Origin of the sequence: Anabaena sp. AL93 (assembly GCF_001672085.1) — a bacterium.
Lineage (GTDB): Bacteria > Cyanobacteriota > Cyanobacteriia > Cyanobacteriales > Nostocaceae > Dolichospermum > Dolichospermum heterosporum.
On the sequence record NZ_LJOU01000014.1, the window covers coordinates 44,602 to 69,719 of the forward strand.

Annotated in this window: 20 protein-coding genes and 1 pseudogene; 11 read left to right on the forward strand and 10 right to left on the reverse strand. The window is 37.5% G+C overall.

The genetic code is table 11. From position 1 onward, the window contains the following. Nucleotides 1-432 precede the first annotated feature (432 nt). The 3 genes from AN486_RS05500 to AN486_RS05510 all read left to right on the forward strand — a co-directional run bounded on the left by AN486_RS05500 (nucleotide 433) and on the right by AN486_RS05510 (nucleotide 4,853). Entirely contained in the window at nucleotides 433-2,151 is a 1,719-nt protein-coding gene (locus AN486_RS05500; protein ID WP_290599519.1) for a diflavin flavoprotein, read from the forward strand. 252 nt (nucleotides 2,152-2,403) lie between these two features. Further along, nucleotides 2,404-4,116, forward strand: coding sequence for a diflavin flavoprotein (locus tag AN486_RS05505; protein ID WP_290599526.1), 1,713 nt, complete (start codon nucleotides 2,404-2,406; stop codon nucleotides 4,114-4,116). Between the two features lie 557 nt (nucleotides 4,117-4,673). After that, nucleotides 4,674-4,853: a hypothetical protein gene (locus tag AN486_RS05510; protein ID WP_199924348.1), complete on the forward strand. Its 180-nt coding sequence runs from the start codon at nucleotides 4,674-4,676 to the stop codon at nucleotides 4,851-4,853. A 56-nt stretch (nucleotides 4,854-4,909) separates the two neighbouring features. Here AN486_RS05510 and AN486_RS05515 read toward each other — a convergent pair whose 3' ends face one another. Next, nucleotides 4,910-6,148: a DUF445 family protein gene (locus AN486_RS05515; protein ID WP_053541068.1), complete on the reverse strand. Its 1,239-nt coding sequence runs from the start codon at nucleotides 6,146-6,148 to the stop codon at nucleotides 4,910-4,912. Nucleotides 6,149-6,392: 244 nt separating this feature from the next. Next, nucleotides 6,393-7,082, reverse strand: a complete 690-nt coding sequence (ubiE, locus tag AN486_RS05520; RefSeq protein WP_168635985.1) for a bifunctional demethylmenaquinone methyltransferase/2-methoxy-6-polyprenyl-1,4-benzoquinol methylase UbiE — start codon at nucleotides 7,080-7,082, stop codon at nucleotides 6,393-6,395. Nucleotides 7,083-7,430: 348 nt separating this feature from the next. Between ubiE and AN486_RS05525 the strand changes: the two genes are divergently transcribed. From AN486_RS05525 to AN486_RS05540, 4 genes are all read left to right on the forward strand, one after another. Then, a complete protein-coding gene (locus tag AN486_RS05525) occupies nucleotides 7,431-8,507 on the forward strand; it encodes a RuBisCO accumulation factor 1 (RefSeq protein WP_053541066.1) in 1,077 nt (358 codons plus the stop codon). Nucleotides 8,508-8,937: 430 nt separating this feature from the next. Then, nucleotides 8,938-10,005 (forward strand): serine/threonine-protein kinase, encoded by a 1,068-nt coding sequence (locus tag AN486_RS05530; protein WP_290599520.1) that lies wholly within the window; start codon nucleotides 8,938-8,940, stop codon nucleotides 10,003-10,005. A 170-nt stretch (nucleotides 10,006-10,175) separates the two neighbouring features. Further along, the gene (locus AN486_RS05535) at nucleotides 10,176-11,684 is read left to right on the forward strand and encodes a serine/threonine-protein kinase (protein WP_290599521.1); all 1,509 of its coding nucleotides are present in this window, start codon (nucleotides 10,176-10,178) and stop codon (nucleotides 11,682-11,684) included. A gap of 184 nt (nucleotides 11,685-11,868) precedes the next feature. Then, nucleotides 11,869-12,084 carry a hypothetical protein gene (locus AN486_RS05540; RefSeq protein WP_290599522.1) on the forward strand — a complete coding sequence of 72 codons (216 nt, stop codon included), beginning with the start codon at nucleotides 11,869-11,871 and terminating at the stop codon, nucleotides 12,082-12,084. 151 nt (nucleotides 12,085-12,235) lie between these two features. Here AN486_RS05540 and AN486_RS05545 read toward each other — a convergent pair whose 3' ends face one another. After that, on the reverse strand, nucleotides 12,236-12,979 hold the full coding sequence (locus tag AN486_RS05545; RefSeq protein WP_290599523.1) for a Uma2 family endonuclease: 744 nt from the start codon (nucleotides 12,977-12,979) through the stop codon (nucleotides 12,236-12,238). Between the two features lie 169 nt (nucleotides 12,980-13,148). On the opposite strand from AN486_RS05545, the gene AN486_RS05550 reads away from it, so the two are divergent. Beyond that, nucleotides 13,149-15,428: an ATP-dependent helicase gene (locus tag AN486_RS05550; RefSeq protein ID WP_290599524.1), complete on the forward strand. Its 2,280-nt coding sequence runs from the start codon at nucleotides 13,149-13,151 to the stop codon at nucleotides 15,426-15,428. Nucleotides 15,429-15,588: 160 nt separating this feature from the next. Here AN486_RS05550 and AN486_RS05555 read toward each other — a convergent pair. Then, nucleotides 15,589-15,693 (reverse strand): annotated as a pseudogene (locus AN486_RS05555) (thioredoxin family protein); the annotation flags it as partial. A gap of 124 nt (nucleotides 15,694-15,817) precedes the next feature. Then, complete coding sequence (locus AN486_RS05560; protein WP_290599525.1) at nucleotides 15,818-16,411, reverse strand: thylakoid membrane photosystem I accumulation factor; 594 nt, start codon at nucleotides 16,409-16,411, stop codon at nucleotides 15,818-15,820. Nucleotides 16,412-17,182: 771 nt separating this feature from the next. Between AN486_RS05560 and AN486_RS05565 the strand changes: the two genes are divergently transcribed. From AN486_RS05565 to AN486_RS05575, 3 genes are all read left to right on the forward strand, one after another. Next, nucleotides 17,183-18,526: a Mur ligase family protein gene (locus AN486_RS05565; protein WP_053541061.1), complete on the forward strand. Its 1,344-nt coding sequence runs from the start codon at nucleotides 17,183-17,185 to the stop codon at nucleotides 18,524-18,526. A 37-nt stretch (nucleotides 18,527-18,563) separates the two neighbouring features. Next, nucleotides 18,564-18,836 (forward strand): hypothetical protein, encoded by a 273-nt coding sequence (locus AN486_RS05570; protein WP_168635978.1) that lies wholly within the window; start codon nucleotides 18,564-18,566, stop codon nucleotides 18,834-18,836. 106 nt (nucleotides 18,837-18,942) lie between these two features. After that, nucleotides 18,943-19,929 (forward strand): zinc ABC transporter substrate-binding protein, encoded by a 987-nt coding sequence (locus tag AN486_RS05575; RefSeq protein WP_205748511.1) that lies wholly within the window; start codon nucleotides 18,943-18,945, stop codon nucleotides 19,927-19,929. 221 nt (nucleotides 19,930-20,150) lie between these two features. Here the strand turns inward: AN486_RS05575 and AN486_RS05580 are convergent, their stop codons facing one another. From AN486_RS05580 to fraC, 5 genes are all read right to left on the reverse strand, one after another. Then, nucleotides 20,151-21,593, reverse strand: coding sequence for a phosphoglucomutase/phosphomannomutase family protein (locus tag AN486_RS05580; RefSeq protein ID WP_190384182.1), 1,443 nt, complete (start codon nucleotides 21,591-21,593; stop codon nucleotides 20,151-20,153). Between the two features lie 121 nt (nucleotides 21,594-21,714). Beyond that, nucleotides 21,715-22,356, reverse strand: a complete 642-nt coding sequence (purN, locus tag AN486_RS05585) for a phosphoribosylglycinamide formyltransferase (RefSeq protein WP_053541053.1) — start codon at nucleotides 22,354-22,356, stop codon at nucleotides 21,715-21,717. 83 nt (nucleotides 22,357-22,439) lie between these two features. Beyond that, a complete protein-coding gene (locus tag AN486_RS05590; protein WP_168635976.1) occupies nucleotides 22,440-23,219 on the reverse strand; it encodes an ABC transporter permease subunit in 780 nt (259 codons plus the stop codon). A gap of 16 nt (nucleotides 23,220-23,235) precedes the next feature. Then, on the reverse strand, nucleotides 23,236-24,246 hold the full coding sequence (fraD, locus tag AN486_RS05595; RefSeq protein WP_053541051.1) for a septal junction protein FraD: 1,011 nt from the start codon (nucleotides 24,244-24,246) through the stop codon (nucleotides 23,236-23,238). Between the two features lie 41 nt (nucleotides 24,247-24,287). Beyond that, complete coding sequence (gene fraC / locus AN486_RS05600) at nucleotides 24,288-24,824, reverse strand: filament integrity protein FraC (protein WP_168635974.1); 537 nt, start codon at nucleotides 24,822-24,824, stop codon at nucleotides 24,288-24,290. Nucleotides 24,825-25,118: the final 294 nt, after the last annotated feature.

Genomic DNA, 25,118 nt, shown 5'->3' on the forward strand with positions numbered 1-25,118 from the left:
CTTAGTTTTATGATTAGTACGGTTACAGCCAGGATACTCTACCCAATACTGTTCGGTTAACGAAAATTTCCACGTAAACAACATATTGTATAAAACCAACAAATCATTGAAAATGTTGGGTTTCGTTCCGATTGCTCCGCAACGCTAACGCGAACAACCCAACCTACGTATTTTTGTTTTTTAGTCTTAACCGAACAGTATTGATACTCTACCAATAAGACATAAGTATAAATAATACTTACGAAAAATAGGGTATTGATTATTGCTGTAGTTTGTGATTTCGTATTCCAATTTAATCTAAATTAAAGTAAAAACTGTATCTGTGCTTACAACTTTAATTTTCCGAAATATATTTTTCATTACAGCTTTAAATAAGAATAATAGCGAGAATGGGGGCAGAAGAAATGATTGTTTATTTTCTATTGTGAAATCATGGTAGTGATATCAGAGAACGTTCAGAACCGATTAACTATACAAACTGTAGAAATTGCCCCTAATACCACTGCGATTCGTTCTCTAGACTGGGATCGGGATCGTTTTGATATTGAATTTGGTTTACAAAATGGTACAACCTATAATTCATATTTAATTAGAGGTGAACAAACAGTTTTAATTGATACTTCTCACCAGAAGTTTCGTGAACTTTATTTAGAGACTCTTAAAGGTTTAGTTAATCCTAAAACGATTGATTATATAATTGTTAGCCATACTGAACCTGATCATAGTGGCTTAGTAGAAGATATTTTACAGTTAGCACCTAGAGCCACTGTTTTAGCTTCTAAAGTGGCTTTGCAATTTTTAGAAGGTTTGGTACATGAACCTTTTTCTAAGCGAATTGTCAAAAGTGGCGATCGCGTCAAAATAGGACAAGATCATGAAATGGAATTTGTCAGCGCTCCCAATTTACACTGGCCAGATACTATTTTTAGCTTTGATCGCCAAACCCAAGTTCTCTACACTTGTGATGCGTTTGGGATGCACTACTGTGATGATCGCACTTTCGACGAAGATTTAGAAGCAATTGAAGCTGATTTTCGCTTTTATTACGATTGTTTAATGGGTCCTAATGCTCGTTCTTTGCTAAATGCAATGAAGAGAATGGGTGAACTTGGTGAAATTAAAATTATCGCCAATGGACACGGACCATTACTACATCATAACCTTGATATTCTTAGAGAATGTTATCACAATTGGAGTCAAAAACAAGCGAAAACAGAAACTACTGTAGGTTTGTTTTATGTCTCTGGTTATGGACATAGCGATCGCATAGGACACGCAATTGGTGATGGTTTACAAAAAGCTGGTGTTGGTGTCGAAGTATTGGATTTAAACACCGCAGAAAGTCAAGAAATTCAAGAATTAGCCGGTCGAGCTTCTGGTTTAATTGTAGGTATGCCTTCTACCAGTGCAATCAAAGCTCAATCTGCAATTAGTTCATTATTAGCAGTTGCTAAAAACAAACAAGTTGTGGGTTTATTCGAGTCCTATGGTGGAGATGATGAACCCATTGATACTCTCAGACGCAAATTTATTGATTTAGGTATTAAGGAAGCTTTTCCAGCTATTCGCATTAAAGAAACCCCCACTGATGCTACCTATAAACAATTTGCAGAAGCCGGCAATGGTTTAGGACAATTGTTAGTGCGGGAACGCAATATTAAACAAATCAAATCTCTCGACGTGAACATGGAAAAAGCGTTGGGAAGAATTAGTAATGGTTTATATATTGTCACTGCCAAAAAAGGCGATATTAGCGGCGCAATGATTGCTTCTTGGGTAACACAAGCCAGTTTACAGCCTTTAGGTTTTACTATTGCTGTAGCCAAAGATCGCGCTTTAGATAATTTATTGCAAGTAGGCGATCGCTTTGTTCTTAACGTTCTTGAAGAAGGCAATTATCAAGACCTGAAAAAGCATTTTCTCAAACGTTTAAATCCTGGTGCTGATAGATTTGCAGAAGTAAAAACCCAAACTGCTAAAAACGGTTCACCCATTCTTACCGACGCACTCGCATACATGGAATGTGAAGTTGTTAATAGCATGGAATGTAGTGATCACTGGATTTTATACTGCACAGTTGCAGATGGAAAAGTTTCCAAACCAGATGGAATTACCGCAGTTCGTCATCGCAAAGTAGGTAACTACTATTAATTGGTAATTGGTAATTGGTAATTGGTGATTGGTGATTGGTGATTGGTGATTGGTGATTGGTAATTACTCCCTTCTCTACCTGTTCCCTGTTCCCTGTTCCCTATTACCTATTACCTATTACCCATTACCTATTCCCTAATTATTAACTAACCATCTTTCATAATAACTATGACACTTCCAGATTCATTCTCTAACGCTGTTGAATCAGCTAAAAATTGGGTTTCTCAAGTTTTTTCGACCCAACAAGTATCCATGAGCGATTCCAGACCAAGAGACGTACAAATACTACCAATTGCTACTAACACAAAAGTAATGCGATCGCGTAGTAAGTCCCGGTTACGGTTTGAAATTGAATATGCTTTAGAACGGGGAACTACTTCTAATAGCTATTTAATAGAAGCCGATAAAACTGCATTAACAGACGCTCCAGCCGAAGGATTTACAGAAATTTATCTGGAAGCATTACAGAAAACTATCAATGTCCAAAAGTTGGATTATGTAATTTTAGGACATTTTAACCCCAATCGTATTCCCACTTTAAAAGCAATTTTAGCGATCGCACCCCAAATTACCTTTGTTTGTTCCCTTCCCGCTGCTAATAATTTACGTGCTGCTTTCACCGACCAAGATATCAAAGTTCTCGTCATGCGGGGGAAAGAAACCCTAGATTTAGGTAAAGGTCATGTCTTGAAATTCTTACCTACTCCTAGTCCCCGCTGGCCTGAAGCACTTTGTACTTACGACCAACAAACCCAAATTCTTTTTACAGATAAGCTATTTGGCGCTCACATCTGTGGTGAAGAAGTATTTGATGATCATTGGGAAACTTTCAAAGAAGACCAACGTTATTACTTTAATTGCCTCATGGCTCCTCATGCAACTCATGTGGAATCAGCTTTGGAGAAAATCTCCGATTTACAGGTGAGAATGTATGCTGTCGGTCATGGACCCTTGGTACGCACCAGTTTAATTGAACTAACCAAATCCTACAGTGAGTGGAGTCGCGCTCAAAAAGATCGAGAAATATCCGTAGCACTTCTCTACGCTTCCGCTTATGGCAACACTGCCACCTTAGCACAAGCAATGGCGTTAGGATTAACCAAAGGTGGCGTTGCAGTTAAATCTGTCAACTGTGAATTTGCGACCGCTGACGAAATCCGTACCAGCTTCGAACAAGCAGATGGTTTTATCATTGGTACTCCTACCATTGGTGGACACGCACCTACTCCCATTCATACCGCATTAGGAATTGTCCTCTCTAGCGGTGATAATACCAAACCGGCGGGGGTATTTGGTTCTTATGGTTGGAGTGGTGAAGCTTTAGACTTGGTAGAATGCAAACTCCGAGACGCTGGCTATCGTTTCGGTTTTGATACCTTGAAAGTCAAATTTAAACCAGATGAAGTCACTCTCAAATATTGCGAAGAAGTCGGTACAGACTTTGCTCAAAGTTTGCGAAAAGCTAAGAAAGTGCGTGTTCCTCAACAATCTGCAACCCCCACAGAACAAGCTGTCGGCCGGATTATTGGTTCTGTCTGTGTCATTGCCGCCAAGCAGGGAGAATTTTCGACAGGGATGATGGGTGCTTGGGTATCTCAGGCTACTTTCAACCCACCGGGAATTACTGTAGCGATCGCCAAAGAGCGAGCAGTCGAATCACTATTATATCCTGGTGGTAAATTTGTCTTGAATATCCTTCCTGAAGGTGTTCATCTGGAATACATGAAACATTTCCGCAAAAGTTTTAAACCTGGAGAAGACAGATTTGCTAACTTCCCCACAGCGGAAGCCGATAATGGTTGTACCATTTTAACAGAAGCCTGTGCATATCTAGAATGTTTGGTACAACAGCGCCTAGAATGCGGTGATCATTGGGTAATTTATGCAACTGTTGACAACGGTAAATTACTCAAGCCGGATGCCATGACTGCTATTAACCACCGGAAAACAGGTTCATACTATTGATGTTTTAAAAGTTTTCGGCGACTAGAAGTCGCTACTACACAAGCAAAGTCCACCTAATCAAAAATCCATTCTATTACATTCGACTGGAAACCGCTGTAAAATACAATGGAGGGCGCACGCCCTGCGCCCCTACGGGTTTTGCGATAAACAACTATAACGTATTCAACCCACGAAGGTGGGTTTTGTCTGTGTAGCCGCGACTTCTAGTCGCCAGGTGGATAATAAAATTAGACTGATATTTTTTAACTCTTACAAAAGTTAAATTTTTTAACTTCCGTAATTTCCACAAAGACAATTGTGAAATACTAGTTTAATCTCAAATTATGAAGGTATTAGTAATCGAAATTTATTAACTAAGTAATTGGACAAAAATATTTACAGTCATTGCGAGGGAAGGGAAGCAATCACAACCCTTGCGATTGCTTCATTTCACTTCGTTCCATATGGCTAATGCCACGCAACGCTTACGCAATGACATTGTGTAATTAATTTTGTCTCACTACTTAGATTGCCAGATACTTCTGAAGTGGTTGATTATATAGTATATTTTTCCCCCCATGAATCCCAAACATACAAAAATTAACTTTCCTCTGTGGCAATATTTAAACCAGCCATTATTTAGCTATCATATTCAAGTAATCTGGAATCCCCAACGTTTTGCTATGCTTTGGCGAATTCAACTTTTAGAACAATGCTGGAGAAAAAAATGTGCTTCTAAGGGTAAACAACAATCTTGATTTGTCAGTTGTTAGTAGAAACTACCAATTACCAATTACCAATTACCAATTACCCATTACATAGATTGACTCAAAAATAAAAATCCTACTTGTAACAAACCAACAACAAAACCTAAAACACCACCCAAAGTGACAATTGCTTGTAATTCATTTCTGACAATTCCCTCAATTGCATCTTCTAACTCAGCAGGTGATGTACCTTTGACTCGTTCTACAATTACCTGATCTATAGATAAAATAGGAATTGCTTGAGATACAATAACTTCTAAATCTTTTTCCAGATACTTTTCTAAAATTAATGCTAAATCCCGTGCAACAACTTCTAAGGAGGTGTTAACAACGCTTGAACTACTTAAGCGATTTAGTAATACAATAGAAATCCTTTCCCAGTCAGCCGATTCTGTTAATTCTTTCAGTAAATTACTACCACTATTTTGTAGATATTGACGGACATTATCTCTAATAGTTTTCCGCAGTTGACGCACTGTACCAACTGGGAGATTTTGCAAAGATAAATTTTGTAATAATTCTTTAATGCGATCGCGCATTTTTAAATCTTTGATTAATTCTTGCAATCGCTTGTTAGTTGCTTCTTTCTCATCTAAGCAAAATGTCCGTAATCGAGTTAAAGTATTTTTCAACCCAAACAAATTTGCCACTACCCAATAAGTACCACTGGTTTTTTCTCGAAAGCTTTCATCAATAGTTTGAATTGTCCGATCTGTTAAAAAATCAATAATAACTTGTCGTAATCTATCTGAAGGTAAAACCACCTCTAGTAACCAATCAGCTAACCGGATAGATTGTTCATCACTGAGTTGAAATTCTAGTAATACTTTGTCAAATATTTGGTTAACTTGGGTTTCTAAAAATGTTTCTTTTCTCGCCAGAACCTTCAAGAGACGCGGTAAAGATTCACCTAATAAATCCCGTAAAATACCAGCTAAAATTTTAGTGCTACGAGGGTTTTTATCACCTTTAACTTGATCAACTACCAGACGTAATAACCAGAGAATTCCACCTTGTAATCGTTCAGGTTGTAGGAGTTTCCGCGCCAGATTTTGCATTTCTTCTGGAGTCAGTAGCGATTTCATAATCGCATTCGCAATATTCTGTCCTAACCGTTCCTGATTACTAGGAATTAAACCAGGAGTAAACGGTACTTTTCGTCCAAAAATATAAACGGCTTTATAGGGACGAAATAACATTTTTATGGCTATGTCGTTGGTATAATAGCCAATTAATCCACCCAGAATGGGGGGAGAGATATATAATAGAATTCTAGACAAATCCACAGGCTTTTGGATTAGGTAATGGGTAATGGGTAATGGGTAAGGGTGGAAGTTTTATTGAATTATTAATTTTGGCTCTACCGCTCCCTTTACGTAAAACAACATTTATTGTAGGTTGGGTTGACGCAAGGAAACCCAACAACTCTTACTATCTTACCGCCAATGTTGGGGTTCACTTCGTTTAACCCAACCTACAAAAATTAAATTAATATTCTTCTCCATAAGGGGAGCGGTAGAACCTTAATTTTTAATTTCTTACTACTAATACTCCCATCATACCGTTAGCAATGGGGTAATGTGTGGCATTCATAAAACCGGCTTCAATAGCTAACTCTATTTGCTCCTTCCCAGTGGGAAATCGGTCTAAACTAGGGCTAATATAAGCATATTCGTCTTTTAAGCCTAGATTAGTAGCTATGGGAACTACCAGATTATCCAAGTACCACTGTTGCACAGCGCGGTACTGTTGATTGTCGGGACGATGAAAGTCTAAAATTGCGGCTTTCGCACCTGGTTTGAGAACACGGTGTATTTCTTTGAGACTACCGGGAATATCTTTAACATTTCTTAATCCATACCCCATCGTGGCTGTGTCAAAATAATTATCATCAAAAGGTAAATTTAATACATCTGCTTCTATCCAATTAATAGGAGGTTGGGGATAGTAATTTTTGCAGCGTTCTTGAGCAGTATTTAGTAAGTTAGCAGAAAAATCTACTCCATAAACTTTGCCTATTTTCCCTACATGACGTGCTAACCGAAAAGTTAAATCCCCACTACCACAACACAGATCTAAGCCAGTATCACCTGGTTTAGCTGCGCTCCATTTGACTGTCATTTCTTTCCAAATGCGGTGTTGTCCCAAGCTTAACTGATCGTTAAGTTGGTCATAAACAGGAGCAATACGATTAAATATAGCGCGGACTTCGTTACTCATTTGTTGAGGGAATAGGGAACATTAAGTTTTTTGGCACTTTCAGGGGTTAGGCGTTGACGGCGAACTTGGTTAGATTCAAAATTGGGTTTATCCATAAATATATCCGTGTTAGCTGCTATTTTGTTATATTTTCTATCTGTATGATGTTAAGAATAGCGCTGAAAACTCAAGTGAGATGCAAATTTCTTTGATACACTAATTCTACAACTATATATCTCACTTATTTTTTCTGACTATTTTCATGAGTAATAAGTCAAAATACACATAAGAGAAGAAGATAGTTTTCCAGATTTATATTTCTTCACGCTCATCACACAGTATTAACTTTTTAAGACGCATCCTTTAATTATGACCGAAATACAGCCCAATTTGCCAAATCCTGACCAAGAAACAGCCACAGAATTATTAGTTAAGCTGAGACAAAAACAGGGGACTTGGGTGGAATGGGGACAGGCGATCGCCTACCTGCAAAAAAATGGTTACAATCCCCAAGACATCTTTGAAGCCACTGGATTTGAACCAATTCAACAAAATCAGGTAATTGTTGGCTCTCAGGTTTATAATTCTATGGAAAAATGTGGCTCATCATCGGCAACATTGGCATATTATAGCACCAAGAGTAGTGATGTCTTATATGAATTGCGTGGATTAACCCAAGAAGACCGAGCCACGACTGCGGATTTGACATATCAATACAAACTTGATGCCGATGTAGTCAGGGATATAGCCAAAGCAGTGAAAGACTATTCTTGGTTTCCTACTTTACCCGAAGGTTTTAGTAAACATCCAGGAGATGCGATCGCCTATCAATCCTGGAAATATGCTAAACAAAAATCTGACTTATCCGAGCGATCGCGCTTAATTGCCAAGGGATTACGCTTTGCTCACTCCGAAACAGCTAGAAAACAACTAGAACAACTGTTAATGGATTTTAGCGTTACGGCTAAAGTAGCACCGCCGATTTTACCATTTTATCGTCTAGAAATTGATGAAGATTTACCCCGGATTTTACCGGTTGTAGGCGAGTTACCATTAACATCACAGGAATTAAAAGCTGTACCATTTATTACCGAAATTCAACCATTTCGGATCGTCAAATTTGCCGGAGAACAAGCTTGGGTATCTTTACCAGGTTGGAAAGTGCTACTAAATGCCGAAGATCCTGTAGTTGTCATTGGTAAAAGCGATATTTTCCCCAACCCCCATCAAAACAAAGTTGAACCAATTATGATCGTTATAGATCGCGCTCAAAGAGAATGGGATATTTCCAATTACTTTGTGTTTGAAAACGGCGATAGTATTGACTTTCAATGGTTTGAAACTGCACCAGCAATTCCCTTGTTAGGAAAAATGATTGTCTTGGTTCGTCCTAAGAAAGTTCTCGATGAAGAATATACCAAAGATGCTTGGCAGATTGACGAGTAATGCAATAGGAGACTTCCAAGAAATAAATTATCCCAAGAAACGAACCACAGAGGCACAGAGTACACAGAGAGAGAATTTTTGCATCAGTTTTGGGACATTTTTTTATTTGGAAGTCTCTAGAAGTCACCGAGTCAGAAAGAAGAAATTAATTTAACAGTTTTGCGTAGATGTGTAAGGGTTTAGCAGTGCTAAACCCCTACCCATACAATCAAGTAGTTAAGATATTTTTATTATATAAGCAGGTTTCATAGAAGACCAAGGGATTATTTTCTGTTGAAAGTTGATGAATTACGCATTGAAGATGTGATTCTTATATTAAGAATATGGCATGGGAAGGAGTTTCGTGATTTTGGGTGAAAACTGAAGCTAGATAGAGACTACACAAGCTTTTTGTGCGAAAATTAATCCAAGTATTTGGGGAGTTGCAAAAATGGCTTGGGTAGCAGGTGATCAGTTGCAAGGTGGAAAATACACTATTGAGAGAAAGTTAAAAACAGGACGATTTGGCATTAATTATATTGCTAAAGACAAACAGCACGATTTTCTGCTGCTAAAAACTTTAGATGTTAATTCACTTACATCTCTTAATCAATTAGAGAAAGAACGTTTAGAAACTATGTTTATGCGAGAAGCGGTAAAACTTACCCTTTGTCAACATGAACATATTGTCAAATTTTACGAACCTTTTAAAGAAGCAGGTTATTCATGTTTAGTAATGGAATATATTCCTGGAGAAACTTTAGATAAACTGGGAAAAATTTCTCCAGAAGAAGCATTAATTTATATTCAACAAATTGGCGCGGCTTTAACAATTGTACATCAACATCATTTAATTCATGGAGATGTACAGCCAGAAAATATTATTTTACGTGCGGGAAAATCTGAAGCTGTATTAATTGATTTTGATTTAGTTTTAGATTTTGATCATGAATTAACAACGCGACGAGTTAGAGAAAATGTCGAGGGTTTTGCATCTCTTGAGCTTTGCACTAAAAATACTAAACCAACCGCAGCTAGTGATATTTATTCCTTAGCTGCAACTTTTTATTATGCCATAACTGGTCAACTTCCTGAAACTGCTTTAAAACGTAAAATTGACAATAAACGTTTAACACCACCACAAGAGCTTATTTCTAGTATCAGTAATGAATTAAATCTAGCAATTCTTAAAGGAATGGAATTAGAAGCCAAAAACAGACCAAAATCAATAGAATTATGGCTAAAACTATTAAATAGCAATTCTTACAATGCCAATGCAGAAAGTCAAAATGCCAATGCAGAAGATCAAAATGTCAATGCAAAAGGTCAAAGTACTAATGCAGCAAGTCACACTAATAACGGAACAGAAAACAAACTTTCTGTAAATTGGGATAAAAGAATGCAGATTTTAACATTAGTTATAGCTGCAATTGCAGCTTTTGGGGCTTTACTTCAAGGTATAGCTAGTTGGAAAAGTTCAACAACACCACCTCCCAATCCTACTTCTACCAAAAAATAAACAGTTTTTAATAAATAAACAGCTTTTTTAAATTTAATGAAATACAAAGTTATCTTATCTGTGTTCATCTGCGTCTATCCGCGTTTAATTCTTTTTTGTATTTTACTTAAATCAGAATTGCTGTAATTTGCTACTCAAAATTAGTATTAATTTGTAAATCAGAGGTGTTTATGACTTGGGTAACAGGACAAAAATTACAAAATGGTAAATATATAATTCAGCAAGTTCTCGGACAAGGAGGATTTGGAATTACTTACCAAGCATTACAAGTTAATTTAAATCGGTCTGTTGTCATTAAAACACCTAATGAATATCTGCAACATGATCCAGATTATGAAAAATATATAGAAAAATTTATTGCAGAAGGACAAATATTAGCAGAGTTATCTAAAGATCCTCATCCTCATATTGTTGGGGTAATTGAACTATTTCAGGAAGGTAATACCTATTGTCTAGTCATGGAATTTATACCAGGTGAAAATTTATTTCAAATAGTTAAGCGTAAAGGAGCATTACCAGAAGCAGAAATCATAACTTATATTCGCCAAATTGGCGCAGCTTTAATAATGATACATCAAGCGGGTTTAGTGCATAGAGATGCTCATCCTGGAAATATTATGATTAAAGATAATGGTAAAGCAGTTTTAATTGATTTTGGCATTGCTAAACAAATAATTCCTGCAACTCAGAGTTCAACAGATAAATCAGCCCATGAAAGATTTGCTCCTTATGAACAGAGATATAAAGGAAGTAGAGATCCACGAGTAGATATTTACTGTTTAGCTGCTAGTCTTTATTATGGAGTAACTGGTCAATACCCGACAAATTCTTTAGCTCGTAAACTTGATGATGAGTTATTAATTGCACCACATAAAATTATTGTCACTATCAGCAAGGAATTAAATCAGGCAATTCTCAAAGGTATGGCGTTAGAAGCAAAAGACCGTCCTCAGTCCATGCAGTCATGGATAGAAATGTTAAATTACAAGCATAAAATTCCTAATACAGTGGCAAAAGGTGGTGATGCAGGAAAAAAAATTGTTAATGTAGTGGTAAAAGGTCGCAATGCAGGTATAGAAATTGTTAATGCAGTGGCAAATATTGTTAATGCAGGAACAAAAATTGTTAATGTAGTGGTAAAAGGTCGTAATGTAGAGGCAAAAGATCCAACAGTAACACCTCCACCTCCAGTTGAAGATACTTACAGAAAAGAATACGTTTACTCTAGACCTACAGTAGAGGAAGAAACTATTAGGAATAAACCAGCTAGAACAATTCCTTGGGTTTCGTTGACTATATTATTATTGACTTATTGGCTAATTGGCTTCATTTTAACCGTCGTTAATCCTCCGTTTTGGCTTTGGGCTGTGGTTGTGGTTGCGACTGTGGCTGTGGCTTGGGACGTGGGGCGGGCTGTTGCTTGGGACGTGGCGCGGGTTGTGGCTACGGCTTGGGTTGTGGAGCCGATTCTGGCTGGAGCTTCTGTTTCGGCTGCGATTCCGGCTGCGATTTCGGCTTGGGTTGTGGGTGGAGTTGCGGCTGGGGCTGTGTCTTGGGCTGGGGCTGAATTAGAAACATCCTTTAGCAAGTTTCATACTTTTCTAAGTTTGGCTGGTACTTCCAACGTCGGCTTAGGTTTAGGATGGATAGTACACCGACTCTTTAAGCTGGTTGGATAGTTTGTATGATCTATACAAGAAGTAAATAGAAACCGTATTCTTGGGTAGAGTTAGATAAATGATCCCTAGCTTCCTTAAATAGCCCAAAAACCATCTGCGTTTATCTGCGTTTATCTGCGTTTGAATTACTCCATAAGTTATAATCTATTTAAATAAAGTCCATTAAATCAAGAGAACCTAGATTATGGTGACATTAGAAGAGGCAATTTTAACAGTTAATCAACTTCCTTTTGAACAAAGAGAAATGTTATTAGAAATTATTAAAAATCAAATGATTGAATCTCGTCGGGAAGAAATTGCTGAAGATGCAAAAAAAGCGATTTCAGCCTTTCACAGAGGAGAATTAAAACCTCAATCTATGGAGAGTATTATTGTTGAATTACAGGCAAGTTTAACATAAGATTAATGAGAGAATTAGTTTTAACGCCTAATATCAAATTTAGTCATCTTTAGATGACTTTTGCTATTAGACTGGGAATTCATTCTCAGTCGGGCTATTTCTTTTTACTTCCATTAAATCCAAAACCGTCACCATTACATTTAATTTAATATTACGCTTCCGGTTCAATCCCCAAAGCCCGTAATTGTGCAGTCAAACGATTTGCTCTTTGTGTTTCCTGTTCGGCTCTTTCATTACCAGTCAATAACAAATTGCCTTGCAAATCCCACCACCGCAGCCAAGGTAATTCTGCATTCTGATATTCACCTTGCCATAAACCCAACTCCACACCCATAGGTGTAATTGAATAATGTCCTCGTTCATTTGCTGCTAATAACTGATATTTTCCACCAATTAATTCATAAACTTCTATACTGGCTTTATTAACTTCATAAATGCCATAAAAAGCAGGTTTAATCACCTGTTCATAAATCCAAAATTTACCTTTCCAAGGAGTTTTATCTCGCTCTTCTGCACCATTCCCCGAAACAAATTCTAACACAATTAATGGCGAAATATATTCTTGCCAAAGGACATAGGAACGTCGGGTTTTACCATTGAGTAAAGGTGGGACATTCGGGACATAATACCAGTCTGGGGCTTCTGCACCTTTTTCTGGTGGCTCGGTAATACGCCAATAGATACCGCAATCTTGACCTATAGTATATTGCCCATCTGGATGGAGTTTTTGTAATACTTGTGTGATGGACTCTGTTAGTAGAATGCTTTGGGGATGTTCCTGGAAGTTTTTCACAAATGTACCGTCCGACTCTGGGAGTTGAGTGTGGTCTGGAAGAGAGGTTTCTGGATAAGGGCGTAAGTCTTGATCTTCCTGGATATCAGTTGTAAAAGTCATTATGTCCTCCTGCTGGTGTGAGGTTTATTCTAGTTTAGCAAAATTAGAGGGTAAAGCGATCGCCCAGCGCTCCGCAGGCATCGTACGATGTAATAAACCTACCCCTGTAGATATTCCTCTCATTGAGGATATTAACTTAAATCAAATTACACAGCTTGTATAAAAACTAATGACTAATGACCAATCACCACTGACTAAATTAAAAGAGAATATCGCTGTCATTCGCGCCCAACTGCGCCCAGGACAAACGCAAATGGCGGATTGGAGATGGGGACCATTGGCTGTGTCTGCTGTGCCTGGAGCGGGAAAATCAACGGGAATGGCGGCAGCCGCAGCGATCGCTATTGCTCGTCAATATGAGGATTATTTAAATACTGGCAATCAGAATTATAAACAGTTAATTGTTGTTACTTTTACCCGTTCTGCTACTGCTAATATTAAACTTAAAATTCGGGAAAACTTAAAGAAATTATCTTTACCACAAACAGGATTTGCAGTTTATACTTTGCATGGTTTAGCGTTAATTATTGCTAGTCGTCATCCTCATTTATCGGGTTTACAATTAGAAAATGCGACTTTAATCACACCAAATCAAAGTCATAAATTCATTCGCACAGCAGTAGAACAATGGATTGCTAATTATCCAGAAATTTATCTACGCTTACTTGCAGGAAAGCAATTTGATGGAGAAGAAACCGAAAAACTCCGTCGTCAATCGGTGCTGCGAACGGAAATATTGCCAGATTTAGCTTATACGGTGATTCATGAAGCCAAAAGTTCGGGAATATCGCCAGCAGATTTATTAAAGTGGAGTGAACAAACTCATAATAAATATGACATTTTAAGAATAGCCGCTGGATTATATGAACAATATCAAAAAATCATGCAGTTACAAGACTTTATTGATTACGATGATATGATATTAGGGGCTTTAAAAGTTTTGCGAAATCCTAGCACCTGCCGCATTGAACAAAATAAAGTTTTTGCTGTTTTTGAAGACGAAGCTCAAGATTCTAGTCCTTTACAAACAGATTTATTAGAAATACTCGCTAGTCAAGAATATGCAGATAAATTAGATAAATCAGCTTTGAATTTAATCAGAGTTGGTGATCCTAATCAAGCCATTAATTCTACATTTACACCTGCTGACCCGATTTATTTTCGGGAATTTTGCGAAGATTGTCAAATTCAAGATAGACTAGCGGAAATGGATCAAGCTGGGCGCAGTACGCAAATAATTATTGATGCAGCTAACTTTGCTTTAGAATGGGTCAATAATCAAGATTTTGCCAAAACTCAACATAGACAAGCACCATTTAGAAATCAGAAAATTCACCCAGTTAATCAAGAAAATGGCAATCCTCAACCTGTGGGACAAGGTTTCGAACTTTATACTCCTAGAGATATTCATCATACAGTTGAATTACTTTCCCAAAGAGCAATTGAACTATTTACAGAAAATCCCCAAGCTTGTGCAGCGATATTAGTGCGAGAAAATCGTCAAGGACGATGGTTAGCTGCGGCTTTAGAACCAATATGCAAAGAACATAAAATTAAACTTTATGATGTGGGAGAAAAAGAACGTCGTTCTCATGTTCCTCAAGAGATATTATCATTATTGCAGTTTTGCGATCGCCCCCATTCCCCCGATTATCTCAAAGCTACCTTAGAAGTCCTTGTAGAACGACAATTAATTCCTACCCAAGATATTAACACTCTAGCTAGTTTACCTGAAGAATTTCTCTATCCAGGTCTTTTAGCCACACCCCAAACAGAAATAGTCCAAAAAGCGGCTCATCTTTGTCGGAGTCTACTCAGGGCTTATTTAGAACTACCATTTTATCAAATAATTTCTTTTTTCGCCTTAACCTTAAAATATGATCAAGCCGAATTGGCCACTGCGGATAAACTTGCAGAACGGGTAAATCAGCAAATTTTTGGTAATAGTTCTATGGGGGCAATGATCTCAACTTTAAGTGAAATTGTCAGTTCCGAAAGATTTGAATCTGTAGAACCAGAAAATGTAGAAGCACAATATACCAAAGCCGGACAATTAACAATTATCACCATGCACAAAGCCAAAGGGCTAGACTGGGATTATGTATTTTTGCCTTTTCTCCATGAAAATTTAATTCCTGGACGCTTTTGGATTCCCCCCCAAGGACAATTTTTAGGTGATTTTACTTTATCAGAAGTTGCCCGCGCCCAAATTCGTGCCGGACTTCACAAAAAAACCATACCGGATATTAACCAAGCCTGGGAAGAATCAAAATACCTGAAAATTGCTGAAGAATATCGTTTACTTTATGTTGCCATGACTAGAGCCAAAAGACTCTTATGGATGTCTGCGGCTCAAAAAGCACCTTTTACTTGGAGTAAACCGGAGAATTTACAAACATCAGCCCCTTGTCCAGTTTTTACAGCTTTAAAACGGCAATTTTCTCGGTGAAATAATGTATTTCTCCTTTCTTGTTCCTTTCTCGTTCCCATACTCTGTATGGGAATGAATTCAGAAGGCTCTGCCTTCCATAATAATAGAGGCAGAGCCTCTGTGACAGCATTACCAGTCAGAGACTGGGAACGAGGTATGGGGTATGACTTAAGCTATTCTATTGGTCTTCTAACTGACTGCTGAATTCTCTTGGTGAACGTCGTTTTAACTCGACTGACTCAGTGCGGGGTAATAAGTCAAATATTTCTCTCAATTTCTCGTTCCCATACTCTGTATGGGAATGAATTCAGAAGGCTCTGCCTTCCATAATAATAGAGGCAGAGTCTCTGTGACAGCATTACCAGTCAGAGACTGGGAACGAGGTATGGGGTATGACTTAAGCTATTCTATTGGTCTTCTAACTGACTGCTGAATTCTCTTGGTGAACGTCGTTTTAACTCGACTGACTCAGTGCGGGGTAATAAGTCAAATATTTCTCTCAATTTGTCGTCTATTTCCTCAAAAGGTACTTGACCTTTTTTGTTCAAGATTACCTTACCTGACTGGTCAAAAACTACAACTTGAGGAACACTTCCTCCATAGTAATATCCCGCTTCTGTGGTTTGATAGGTATTCTTAGTTAAAAGAGTATCAACGCTGACAGGAATGATTTCTGTGGCGCGACCATAGAATGCTTGCATCTCGGAAACAACCGGCGCATATTTTTTGCAATCGCTACTATCATCAATGTAGAATGTCACTATTGCTGGTTTATGTTCTGCTAATGTCTGTGCTAGAGTTTCTTTGGGGGGAACGAGAGAACCATTACCAGCATAAATTACAAAAATATTGCCATCATATCGGTCATCTTTAATACCTGCTAATGCTGGCTGCATACTAATTACGAATAGGCAAACAAGCAGCAGCAAGCATTTCGACACTAACCGTTTCCAATTAGTAATTATTTGAGTTTGTGAAAAAAGCCACTTTATGCTATTCATTAACAGAAACCTTGTCTTTGCTACTATTTTTTGTGAGTTTGTGCTGAACTGATGGTGACATACTCCACACACTTCTCCTGTGCCTTGCGGCACGCTTGCGCGAACAGCCCAACCTAGTGGTCTGTCAATTTTGTTTTTGTGTTTAATCAGTTCCTAAATCAAAGATTCCCAAAATTGGATACAGACAATTTTAAGCTTGACAGACCACTAGTAGTCTGTCAACCCGAAAATGACGGGTGAAGGCAAGCAGGGGGAGAAGAGAGGCAGGGGGGGCAGGGGAGGCAAGAACAGAAGTTTTTTCCGATCATTACCCGTCAAAATAAATTTGACGAACTACTAGAAATCAAGACTTTTTTCGATTTGGACAAGGTATTGTTAGACTATACTCCTTTTGATGCTATCTTTTCTAATTAGTTAAACTTATACCAAGTTAAGAGGATGTTTGAAAAGTTTTTAATGTATAAATAAACCCCTCTCCAAATCTCTCCCCGATGCGGGGAGAGGCTTTGAAACCCCCATTCCCAGCCTTCGGCACGCTGCGCTAACGTAGGGAAGGGGGGTTAGGTTTCTGGAGATTATCGGTTTCATCTAATACTTTTAAAACACCCTCTAAGATGAAATTCCCTAGAATAAAATTTCCAGAATAATTGACCGCAGATAAACGCAGATAAAGACGGATGGATTTATGGATTTCATGATTCTGTGCAACTTCACATAAAATTGGGATTAAGGGTTAAAATTCTTTTGGCAATTATAGGTTATTTATAAATCATGACTGTGGGTAAGAAAATAAAGGTTATAGATAGACTCCGCTTGGGTTTTGCGGTATCAATGGCTAAAAGTGTGACGTTTTTGGTGCGGTCATTGCGTCTTGGTGCTGCTAGTGTTTTACCCGGTTCGATTGCGCGACGGATAGAACCTCGGATTTTGGAGTTATTGAGTCAGCAGGTTAAAAATGGGGTAATTCTCATTGCGGGGACGAATGGTAAAACTACTACGGCATTACTGTTATGTACTATTTTAGAACGGAATGGTTTCTGTGTTGCCCATAATTCTACTGGTGCAAATTTAGAAAATGGGTTAGCGACGGCTTTAATAGACAATGCTAGTTTGCTGGGAAATCTGAATGTAGATTATGCAATTTTGGAGGTTGATGAAAATATAGTTCCCAAGGTTTTAAAACCATTACAACCGCGAATTATTCTCTGTTTGAATCTGTTCCGTGACCAGTTGGATAGATATGGGGAAGTGGATAGTATTAGTAAGCGGTGGACTCAGGTGATTGCTACTTTACCAACAACAACGGTAGTTATTCCCAATGCTGATGATCCGACTTTATCCTATTTGGGTCAACAGTTACCCCAAAAGGTTTTATTCTTTGGTTTAAATGAGCCTGAGAATTATTTAGAAGCTATTCCTCATGCTGTTGATTCTATTTATTGTCCTAGATGTGGTCATGCTTTAGATTATCAAGGGGTTTATTTGTCCCATTTGGGAGATTTTACTTGTCCTAGTTGTGGTTTTACTAAAAGTAAACCTGCTTTATTAAGTCAGGAATGGTCACAAATTCTCGTGGGTTTATATAACAAATATAATACTTTGGCAGCAGCTACAGCAGCGCAAGCATTAGGAGTTGATGAGGTTAATATTAGGGATGGAATTAATAATTTTCAAGCTGCTTTTGGTCGTGCAGAAGATTTAGTAATTGACGGTAAACGGGTGCGGATTCTATTATCAAAAAACCCTGTAGGAACAAATGAAACTATTCGTGTCGTCACTCAAAGTACCGATAAAACTACTTTATTGGTGTTGAATGACAGAACCCCAGATGGTACTGATGTATCATGGATTTGGGATGTGGATACAGAAAAGTTGGTAACAAGGGGTGGAACGTTGATTGTGAGTGGCGATCGCGTGTATGATATGGCTTTACGTCTACGTTATAGTCAGGAATCTCTGGACAGTGACATCAATCTGATTGTAGAGCCAAATTTGCAGCAAGCGATCGCTACTGCTCTAGAGCATACACCAGCAAATGAAACTTTACACATTCTCCCCACCTATTCAGCCATGCTGGAAGTGCGAGAAGTATTGACTGGTAGGAAAATCCTCTGATAATTGACTAATGACGTTTATGGTTTATGTGTGAATTATGAAAATAGTCAAACTGATTTTACTGGCTTTTCCTATGTTTTTCGCATCTCTGCTATTGGTAGTTAACCCAGCACACGCTGCCAATTTCAAACCTACACCTGCTGTGCAAATGATTGTGGTGACATCTACTCAAGCCAATCTTGATATAGTTACACCGCAAATAAATAGCATCACACACTCTGTAATCGAACAAACTGGTTGTAGTTGCACTAGTTGTGTTCAAGCTAATTTACAGAAATTACAAGGTAAGTTACCTATGGCTGGAATTTAATAAATTAGAACAATAAATGTTTTACAAGACACAGCAAGTCTGTGTCTTTATTACTTTATATAATTATTTCTGGACTTTTTAATATATTCATCAATTACAATCAATTATGTTAGAAAAAAAACTATCTTCACATTTATTGAAAACTATCATTCTAGGTGTAATGGTAGGTTTATTTGGATGTGGAAATAAAACTATTAGTACAACATATAATACCACCAATAATAATATTAATAATAATTTGCCCTTTGTCGTAGCAACTAATAGCGTAATTTGCGATTTAACAAAACAAGTTGCTGGAGATACAATTAATCTGATTTGTTTAATTCCTCCTGGGATAAATCCTATAAATTATAAACCCGTACCAGAAGATAATCAAGCCATTAAAAATGCTGGTTTAGTATTATATCATGGTTATAACTTTGAACCAGGGTTAATTAAAATTATTGAAGAGATCAAAAAGCCTAAATCAAAAATTGCCGTTGCTAAAACTATAGGTGTAAATTTCATCAAAATTGGAAAAACCGGTAAACAAATTGTTGAACCTCATGTTTGGCATAATCCAAATAATACTATCAAAATGGTAGAGATAATTAATAGTAGTTTAATTAAACTAGTACCAAAAAATAAGAAAATCTATAATAAAAATACAAAAATAATCACCCAAGAAATCAATCAAATCAATAATTGGATTAAAGTAAGACTAGCTAGTATTCCCGATAAAAATCGAAAATTAATTACAACAAATTCAGCAATGATTTATTATGTCAAAGCTTATGATATTCCCTATTCAGTCAATTTAGGTAATGTTAAAAATATGGGAAAATTGACAGATACAGAAGTCAGAAATTTGGCTAAGGATATTCAAAAAGCTAAAGTACCAACAATTTTTGCAGATACAAATACCAATTCCAATTTACTCGCACCTGTAGCGACAGCAGCGAAAGTCAGAGTTTCTCAAAAACCACTTTATATTGACGGACTAGGTGAACTAGGAAGTAACGGAGAAACCTATCAAAAAATGATGACAACTAATACAAGAATCATTGTAGAAGGATTGGGAGGAACATATTTAAAGTTTCAGGTGAGACAATAATTACTGATACTTGAAAATTGTTATCTACTCATCACCAAAACCTGATAAAATACCCAAATAACATCTTTAAAATAAGTCGGTTTCAACCGACTTTAGCTGTTAGACAGGGAATTTATTCCTTGGCTAAATTTTATATTGTAAAAGTCGTAAAAGTCAGATCCCCGACTTCTTTAAGAAGTCGGGGATCTTGTTGTTCATAACTCATTTAGGCTAGTTATCAATTAATTTGATTCTGCCCAATTTTTTGCCCAATTGAGAGTTTGATGAACTTCTTCTAGGGTTGCGGCTTCACAATAAAGACGTAAAACTGGTTCAGTGCCGCTAAATCTAATCATTAACCAACTTTGATCAGCTAGTCGGAATTTATAACCGTCAATTGTTTGACAACCAATGACTTCTTTACCCGCAATTTCTGTTAACGGTTGGGATTGTAAAAGGTCTAATAGTCGCCCTCTAACTTCCATATTTGCTAAAGGTAAATCAATGCGATCATAGCTGGATGAAAAACCAGTTTGTTGTTGTAAATAGCGATAATATTCACCTAAATCCAACCCTGATTCTACCACTGCTTCTAAGACATAAAGTGCCGATAATAAAGCATCGCGTTCGGGAATATGGCTACCATAACCAATGCCACCGGATTCTTCACCACCTAATAGTACCTGGGTAGCTAACATTCGGTCAGCAATGTATTTATAACCTACTGCTGTTTCATGGATAGAAAGGTTATGTAATGCGGCTACACGGGGCATTAAGTCCGAACCGCTGACAGTTTTAACGATTTCGCCCTGAAAGTTCCGCCGGAGGGTGAGATGGTCAATTAAGATGGGAATTAAGATTTGGGAACTGAGGAAATTAGCATCTTGATCTACGGCGGCAATGCGATCGCAATCTCCATCAAATACCAAACCCACAGTTAAACCGGTTTTATGGGTTTCTCGATGGGTTTTCATAACTGTAAATAGTCGGGAAAGATACTTTGGTAAAGGTTCAGGCGCACCACCTTCAAATAGAGGATCACGGTCGCTATTAATTTCCTTAACTTGTTCCCCTAATAATCGTGCTAATCCCCCAGCCGCTGCCCCGTGCATGACATCCACAAATATTGTTAACTTGCCAGTTGCGATCGCTTCTTTGATTTTGTCAATATCAACTTTAGCGGCTAATGCTTGACAATAACTTGGCCAAGGATCAAAGGTTTCTTCCTTACCTGGAATCGCTGCTGGGGCAACTTTTTCTGATAATAAAGCCTCTATCTCTTGAGTAACTTCCGGTGGTACTGAACCACCAAAAGCACTTTTAACTTTTAATCCTAAATATGCGCCAGGATTATGACTAGCTGTGACAACTAATGCCCCTAAAGCCTTGAGTTCTTTAGCCGCCCAACTGTAAGCTGGAGTTGGGGCAAAGGTTTCGCTAAACAGGACATCGAAACCCACTGCGGTGACGGCATTGGCAACCACACGGGCAAACTCTTCCGCCATAAATCGGCGGTCATAACCGACAATAATCGTTCGGCTACCCACTTGGGAAAAGTAAGTATTATGTAAAACTTTGGCTGCTACGGTTGCGACTAATGCCAGACGTTCAAAGGTAAACTCCTCACCTATCACACCCCTCCAACCATCTGTACCGAATTTGATTGGGTTAGTTACAACTGACATAAAAATATCCTAAATTTCTCACTGAGAATTTTAACATTAGTCAGTGGTCAATTGTCAGTTGTCAGTTGTAATAAAACTCTTCCTCTATTACCAATTACCAATTACCAATTACCTATTCCCTTTAACTTAATAGAGAAATTGCTATTGGTAAAATCCGATGCTCTTGGATTTGAATTCTCGCGTGTAGTGTTTCTGATGTATCATCTGGTAAAACGGGAACAGCCGCTTGAATTAAAATTTCGCCACTGTCAACTTCTAAAGAAACAAGATGTACAGTACAGCCAGTAATTTTGACTTTAGCGACTAAAGCCTGTTCTACAGCTTGCACGCCTTTAAAACTCGGTAATAAACTGGGATGAATATTAATCATGCGATTAGGAAAAGCGTCAATTAAAACTTGTGTGACTAATCGCATCCATCCCGCCATAATCACAAATTCTACATCATACTGCTGTAGTGTTTGGACAACTTTATGATCAAATTTTTGACGATTTTTATAGTCCCGATGATTTAAAAATACAGATTCTACACCCCAATTTTCTGCCCTAACTGCTGCTTTCGCATCAGGATTGTTGTAAATTAAAACTTGAATTTGGGCGTTAATTTTACCGTCGGCAATAGCTTGGGCAATTACTTCAAAATTACTACCATTGCCAGAAGCCATAATTCCTAGTTTCAAAGGCTGATTCGAGGAAACTTGGTGATGATAAATATCGGGATAAATGAGACTGTCAGTAGTATTTATTGGGGAATTTTGAATCATAGACAATAATTATTTTAACAAAATTTTTGAAAGTCGAGATTTTCAGATCCCCGACTTCTTAGAGAAGTCGGGGATCTTGTTATTTAAAATTCTCGTCTTAAGAAAATAATAATGGCGATCGCTAACAACATAAAACTGTAAAGTAAACTATAACCTGCATTGGTAACTAATGTGATTGGATCAGGTAGTGCTTGCAAACCGTAAACAGCATCATTCTTTAAATCTAATCTAGATAAATCTGGCAAAATTAGATATAAACTTTGGGTAATGCGTTCCATCCCAGGATTCTGACTTAATTTACCTAATGCCACTAAATCTTGAGTAACATTCCCCATTAAATACACTGCAAATGTTAGGGATGTAGCTATTAGTGAACTGGTAAAAACGCCCAAAGTAATGGCTACGGCAGTAATTAAACATAATTGCAAAAATAAGAATAGTGTAGCCAGAAAAATGCTAGTAATTGGATAGGATACTTGACCAACTTGTAAGAATCCTAAATAAATTATTGTCATTGCAGTAATGAGTACACCGATAACTGCTGATAACCCTAAATATTTACTAGCAATAAATTCACTGCGGCTGATGGGTTTGGCAATTAATACTAAAATAGTGCGTTTTTCAATTTCTTTGTTAACTAATCCTGTGCCGATAAATATAGCGACAATTAAACCAATGACGTTCATTGTTGCCAAACCAAAGTCCAAAAATATTTTATTACTGGTGGTGCCGGCAAATTCGGGAATGGCACGGAAGGCAATAGCCAGGATGATAGCATAAAAACCGATGATGTACAGAATGCGATCGCGGATCACTTCCTGAAATACATTCTTAGCCATGACGACAGTTCTAATTACATTCATAGTAATTACTTCTTCCTTATTGTTGTGCTGGTGGAGAACCCATGATAAATTTACTTGTGCGATCGCAAGTTAGACGGGCAACGGTATTTTTATTATCTGTTTGTTTACCAGAGTTAGATGGTTCTATCAAACAAGATTTTTTCCAGTAATATCCTTGAGAGTTGGCACTAGGTCCAGCCCAAATTGTTAAAATATCTAGCCTATATCCAGACTTGATATTGACTACACGGGGTTCAACTCGCCATAGTAGTCTTTCTTGAGATTTACCTAAATTACTATTAATCGTTCTTTTCCCCAAGTTGCCTAGTTGCTGATTAGCTTCTAGTAACCATTTTTCTACTTCACCCCAAGGTTTATTGGCAAGTTGTTGATTAATTAAGGGTTGCAGTTTATTTAAGATCAAATCACCAGTTTTTGGCTTTCGTGCTGGTCGTTCTAATCTAATCACAAAAGCACTTTTCTGAAAATTATCTGCTCGTAAACTGGGATATTCTTTTAACCATTTATCTATCACAAAGTAAAACTGAAGCCAACAACTAATTAGCATACACCAAGCTAATAAAACTACAACTTTTTGACGATCTTGCAATTTAGGAAGTTTCGCGTTTGGCAATCCTCTACCGTTGCCTTCAAAGAAGTTAGGTATGGCTGTAACTAGGGCGGCTATTGTCGGCCAAATGACTATAGTATTAAATGTTAATCCACTCTCCTGGTATCCAAAGGCAAAGACGCTCACTAAAAAGCCTGTGATTACTGCCCCAACTGGCATAAAAGTTCCGGGAATTCTTAAAGGATCGTCCGTAGTATACCAAGTTGTTCCTGCTAATAAAAATAACCAACCACAAAAGGCAATAATATCCCTAATATACCCTACAGCAAAATATGATATTCCCCAAGAAAAAACACTCAAATAGATAAATGTTTGCCATGAGTATGCTTTGGCTGGTGTCAGAAATTTTTGCACTCCTGCAAATAAATCCTGAATATATTTAAATATGCCACCTATTTCCTTCAATAAAAAGTTCATGAGATTACCTCTAATTAATGCAATGATGAATATTGATCATTTTACCGAGAGCGAATTAATATGATAAAGGTTATGGCACTGTAACTGAGTGAATTTGCTATTAATGTTGCCGTGATTAAATTAGTATTCTGCAACTTAGCTATATTGATATAACTAGATCTTTGTTGTGAAGACATGGTTTCTGGCTGGGTGTTTTTTCCGCCTTCACCCATAAAAATGATGAGGATCTTCATCAATAAAAATTTAACTAAGAAAGTCGCTATGAAAATAGTAAATGATAATAAAATTATCATTGTACTAATGCTAGAAGCTTTAATCTTATTGAAAAATACATAATTAATCAATTCGGCTTTGATCGGGATAGATAACATCGGTTCGACTGTGAAAAATACAATCCAGCCAATGACACTCGAAAAAACATTTAAGGCAATGGCATAAAAAATGCTGGTTCTTTTATCAAACTTTAACCATTTATGAAGAACATAGGCTTCTACAGGAATGGCAGTTAGTAAGAATAATATTTCAAAAAATATCGCCCCAATAGGCAAGATTATGGGTAGTGATAATTCATCAGACATAATGGTAACAACAAGAAAATTTTAGGAGTTAGTTAGATCCCCGACTTCTTGAAGAAGTCGGGGATCTGGGGATTACGTTTTTTTTGACTTAGTTGTACAGAGTATAACTGAAAGAATACGGATAATCGGCAATTATCTCATTGTTCTGACATTTATGATCTGAGTGTGACAGGATATTTAGATTGATTTTATTAATACATCTATCAAACTTGAATACGCAAAGATACAAACCGCCCACCCTAGTGGTCTGTCAACCCGAAAATGACGGGTGAAGGCAAGCAGGGGGGTAGGCGG

Bases quoted from the DNA above. Each gene is read 5' to 3' on its own strand.
- AN486_RS05500 (WP_290599519.1), top strand. From the start codon at position 433: ATGGTAGTGATATCAGAGAACGTTCAGAACCGATTAACTATACAAACT.
- AN486_RS05505 (WP_290599526.1), top strand. From the start codon at position 2,404: ATGAGCGATTCCAGACCAAGAGACGTACAAATACTACCAATTGCTACT.
- AN486_RS05510 (WP_199924348.1), top strand. From the start codon at position 4,674: ATGAATCCCAAACATACAAAAATTAACTTTCCTCTGTGGCAATATTTA.
- ubiE (WP_168635985.1), bottom strand. From the start codon at position 7,082: ATGAGTAACGAAGTCCGCGCTATATTTAATCGTATTGCTCCTGTTTAT.
- AN486_RS05525 (WP_053541066.1), top strand. From the start codon at position 7,431: ATGACCGAAATACAGCCCAATTTGCCAAATCCTGACCAAGAAACAGCC.
- AN486_RS05530 (WP_290599520.1), top strand. From the start codon at position 8,938: ATGGCTTGGGTAGCAGGTGATCAGTTGCAAGGTGGAAAATACACTATT.
- AN486_RS05535 (WP_290599521.1), top strand. From the start codon at position 10,176: ATGACTTGGGTAACAGGACAAAAATTACAAAATGGTAAATATATAATT.
- AN486_RS05540 (WP_290599522.1), top strand. From the start codon at position 11,869: ATGGTGACATTAGAAGAGGCAATTTTAACAGTTAATCAACTTCCTTTT.
- AN486_RS05545 (WP_290599523.1), bottom strand. From the start codon at position 12,979: ATGACTTTTACAACTGATATCCAGGAAGATCAAGACTTACGCCCTTAT.
- AN486_RS05550 (WP_290599524.1), top strand. From the start codon at position 13,149: ATGACTAATGACCAATCACCACTGACTAAATTAAAAGAGAATATCGCT.
- AN486_RS05560 (WP_290599525.1), bottom strand. From the start codon at position 16,411: ATGAATAGCATAAAGTGGCTTTTTTCACAAACTCAAATAATTACTAAT.
- AN486_RS05565 (WP_053541061.1), top strand. From the start codon at position 17,183: ATGACTGTGGGTAAGAAAATAAAGGTTATAGATAGACTCCGCTTGGGT.
- AN486_RS05570 (WP_168635978.1), top strand. From the start codon at position 18,564: ATGAAAATAGTCAAACTGATTTTACTGGCTTTTCCTATGTTTTTCGCA.
- AN486_RS05575 (WP_205748511.1), top strand. From the start codon at position 18,943: ATGTTAGAAAAAAAACTATCTTCACATTTATTGAAAACTATCATTCTA.
- AN486_RS05580 (WP_190384182.1), bottom strand. From the start codon at position 21,593: ATGTCAGTTGTAACTAACCCAATCAAATTCGGTACAGATGGTTGGAGG.
- purN (WP_053541053.1), bottom strand. From the start codon at position 22,356: ATGATTCAAAATTCCCCAATAAATACTACTGACAGTCTCATTTATCCC.
- AN486_RS05590 (WP_168635976.1), bottom strand. From the start codon at position 23,219: ATGAATGTAATTAGAACTGTCGTCATGGCTAAGAATGTATTTCAGGAA.
- fraD (WP_053541051.1), bottom strand. From the start codon at position 24,246: ATGAACTTTTTATTGAAGGAAATAGGTGGCATATTTAAATATATTCAG.
- fraC (WP_168635974.1), bottom strand. From the start codon at position 24,824: ATGTCTGATGAATTATCACTACCCATAATCTTGCCTATTGGGGCGATA.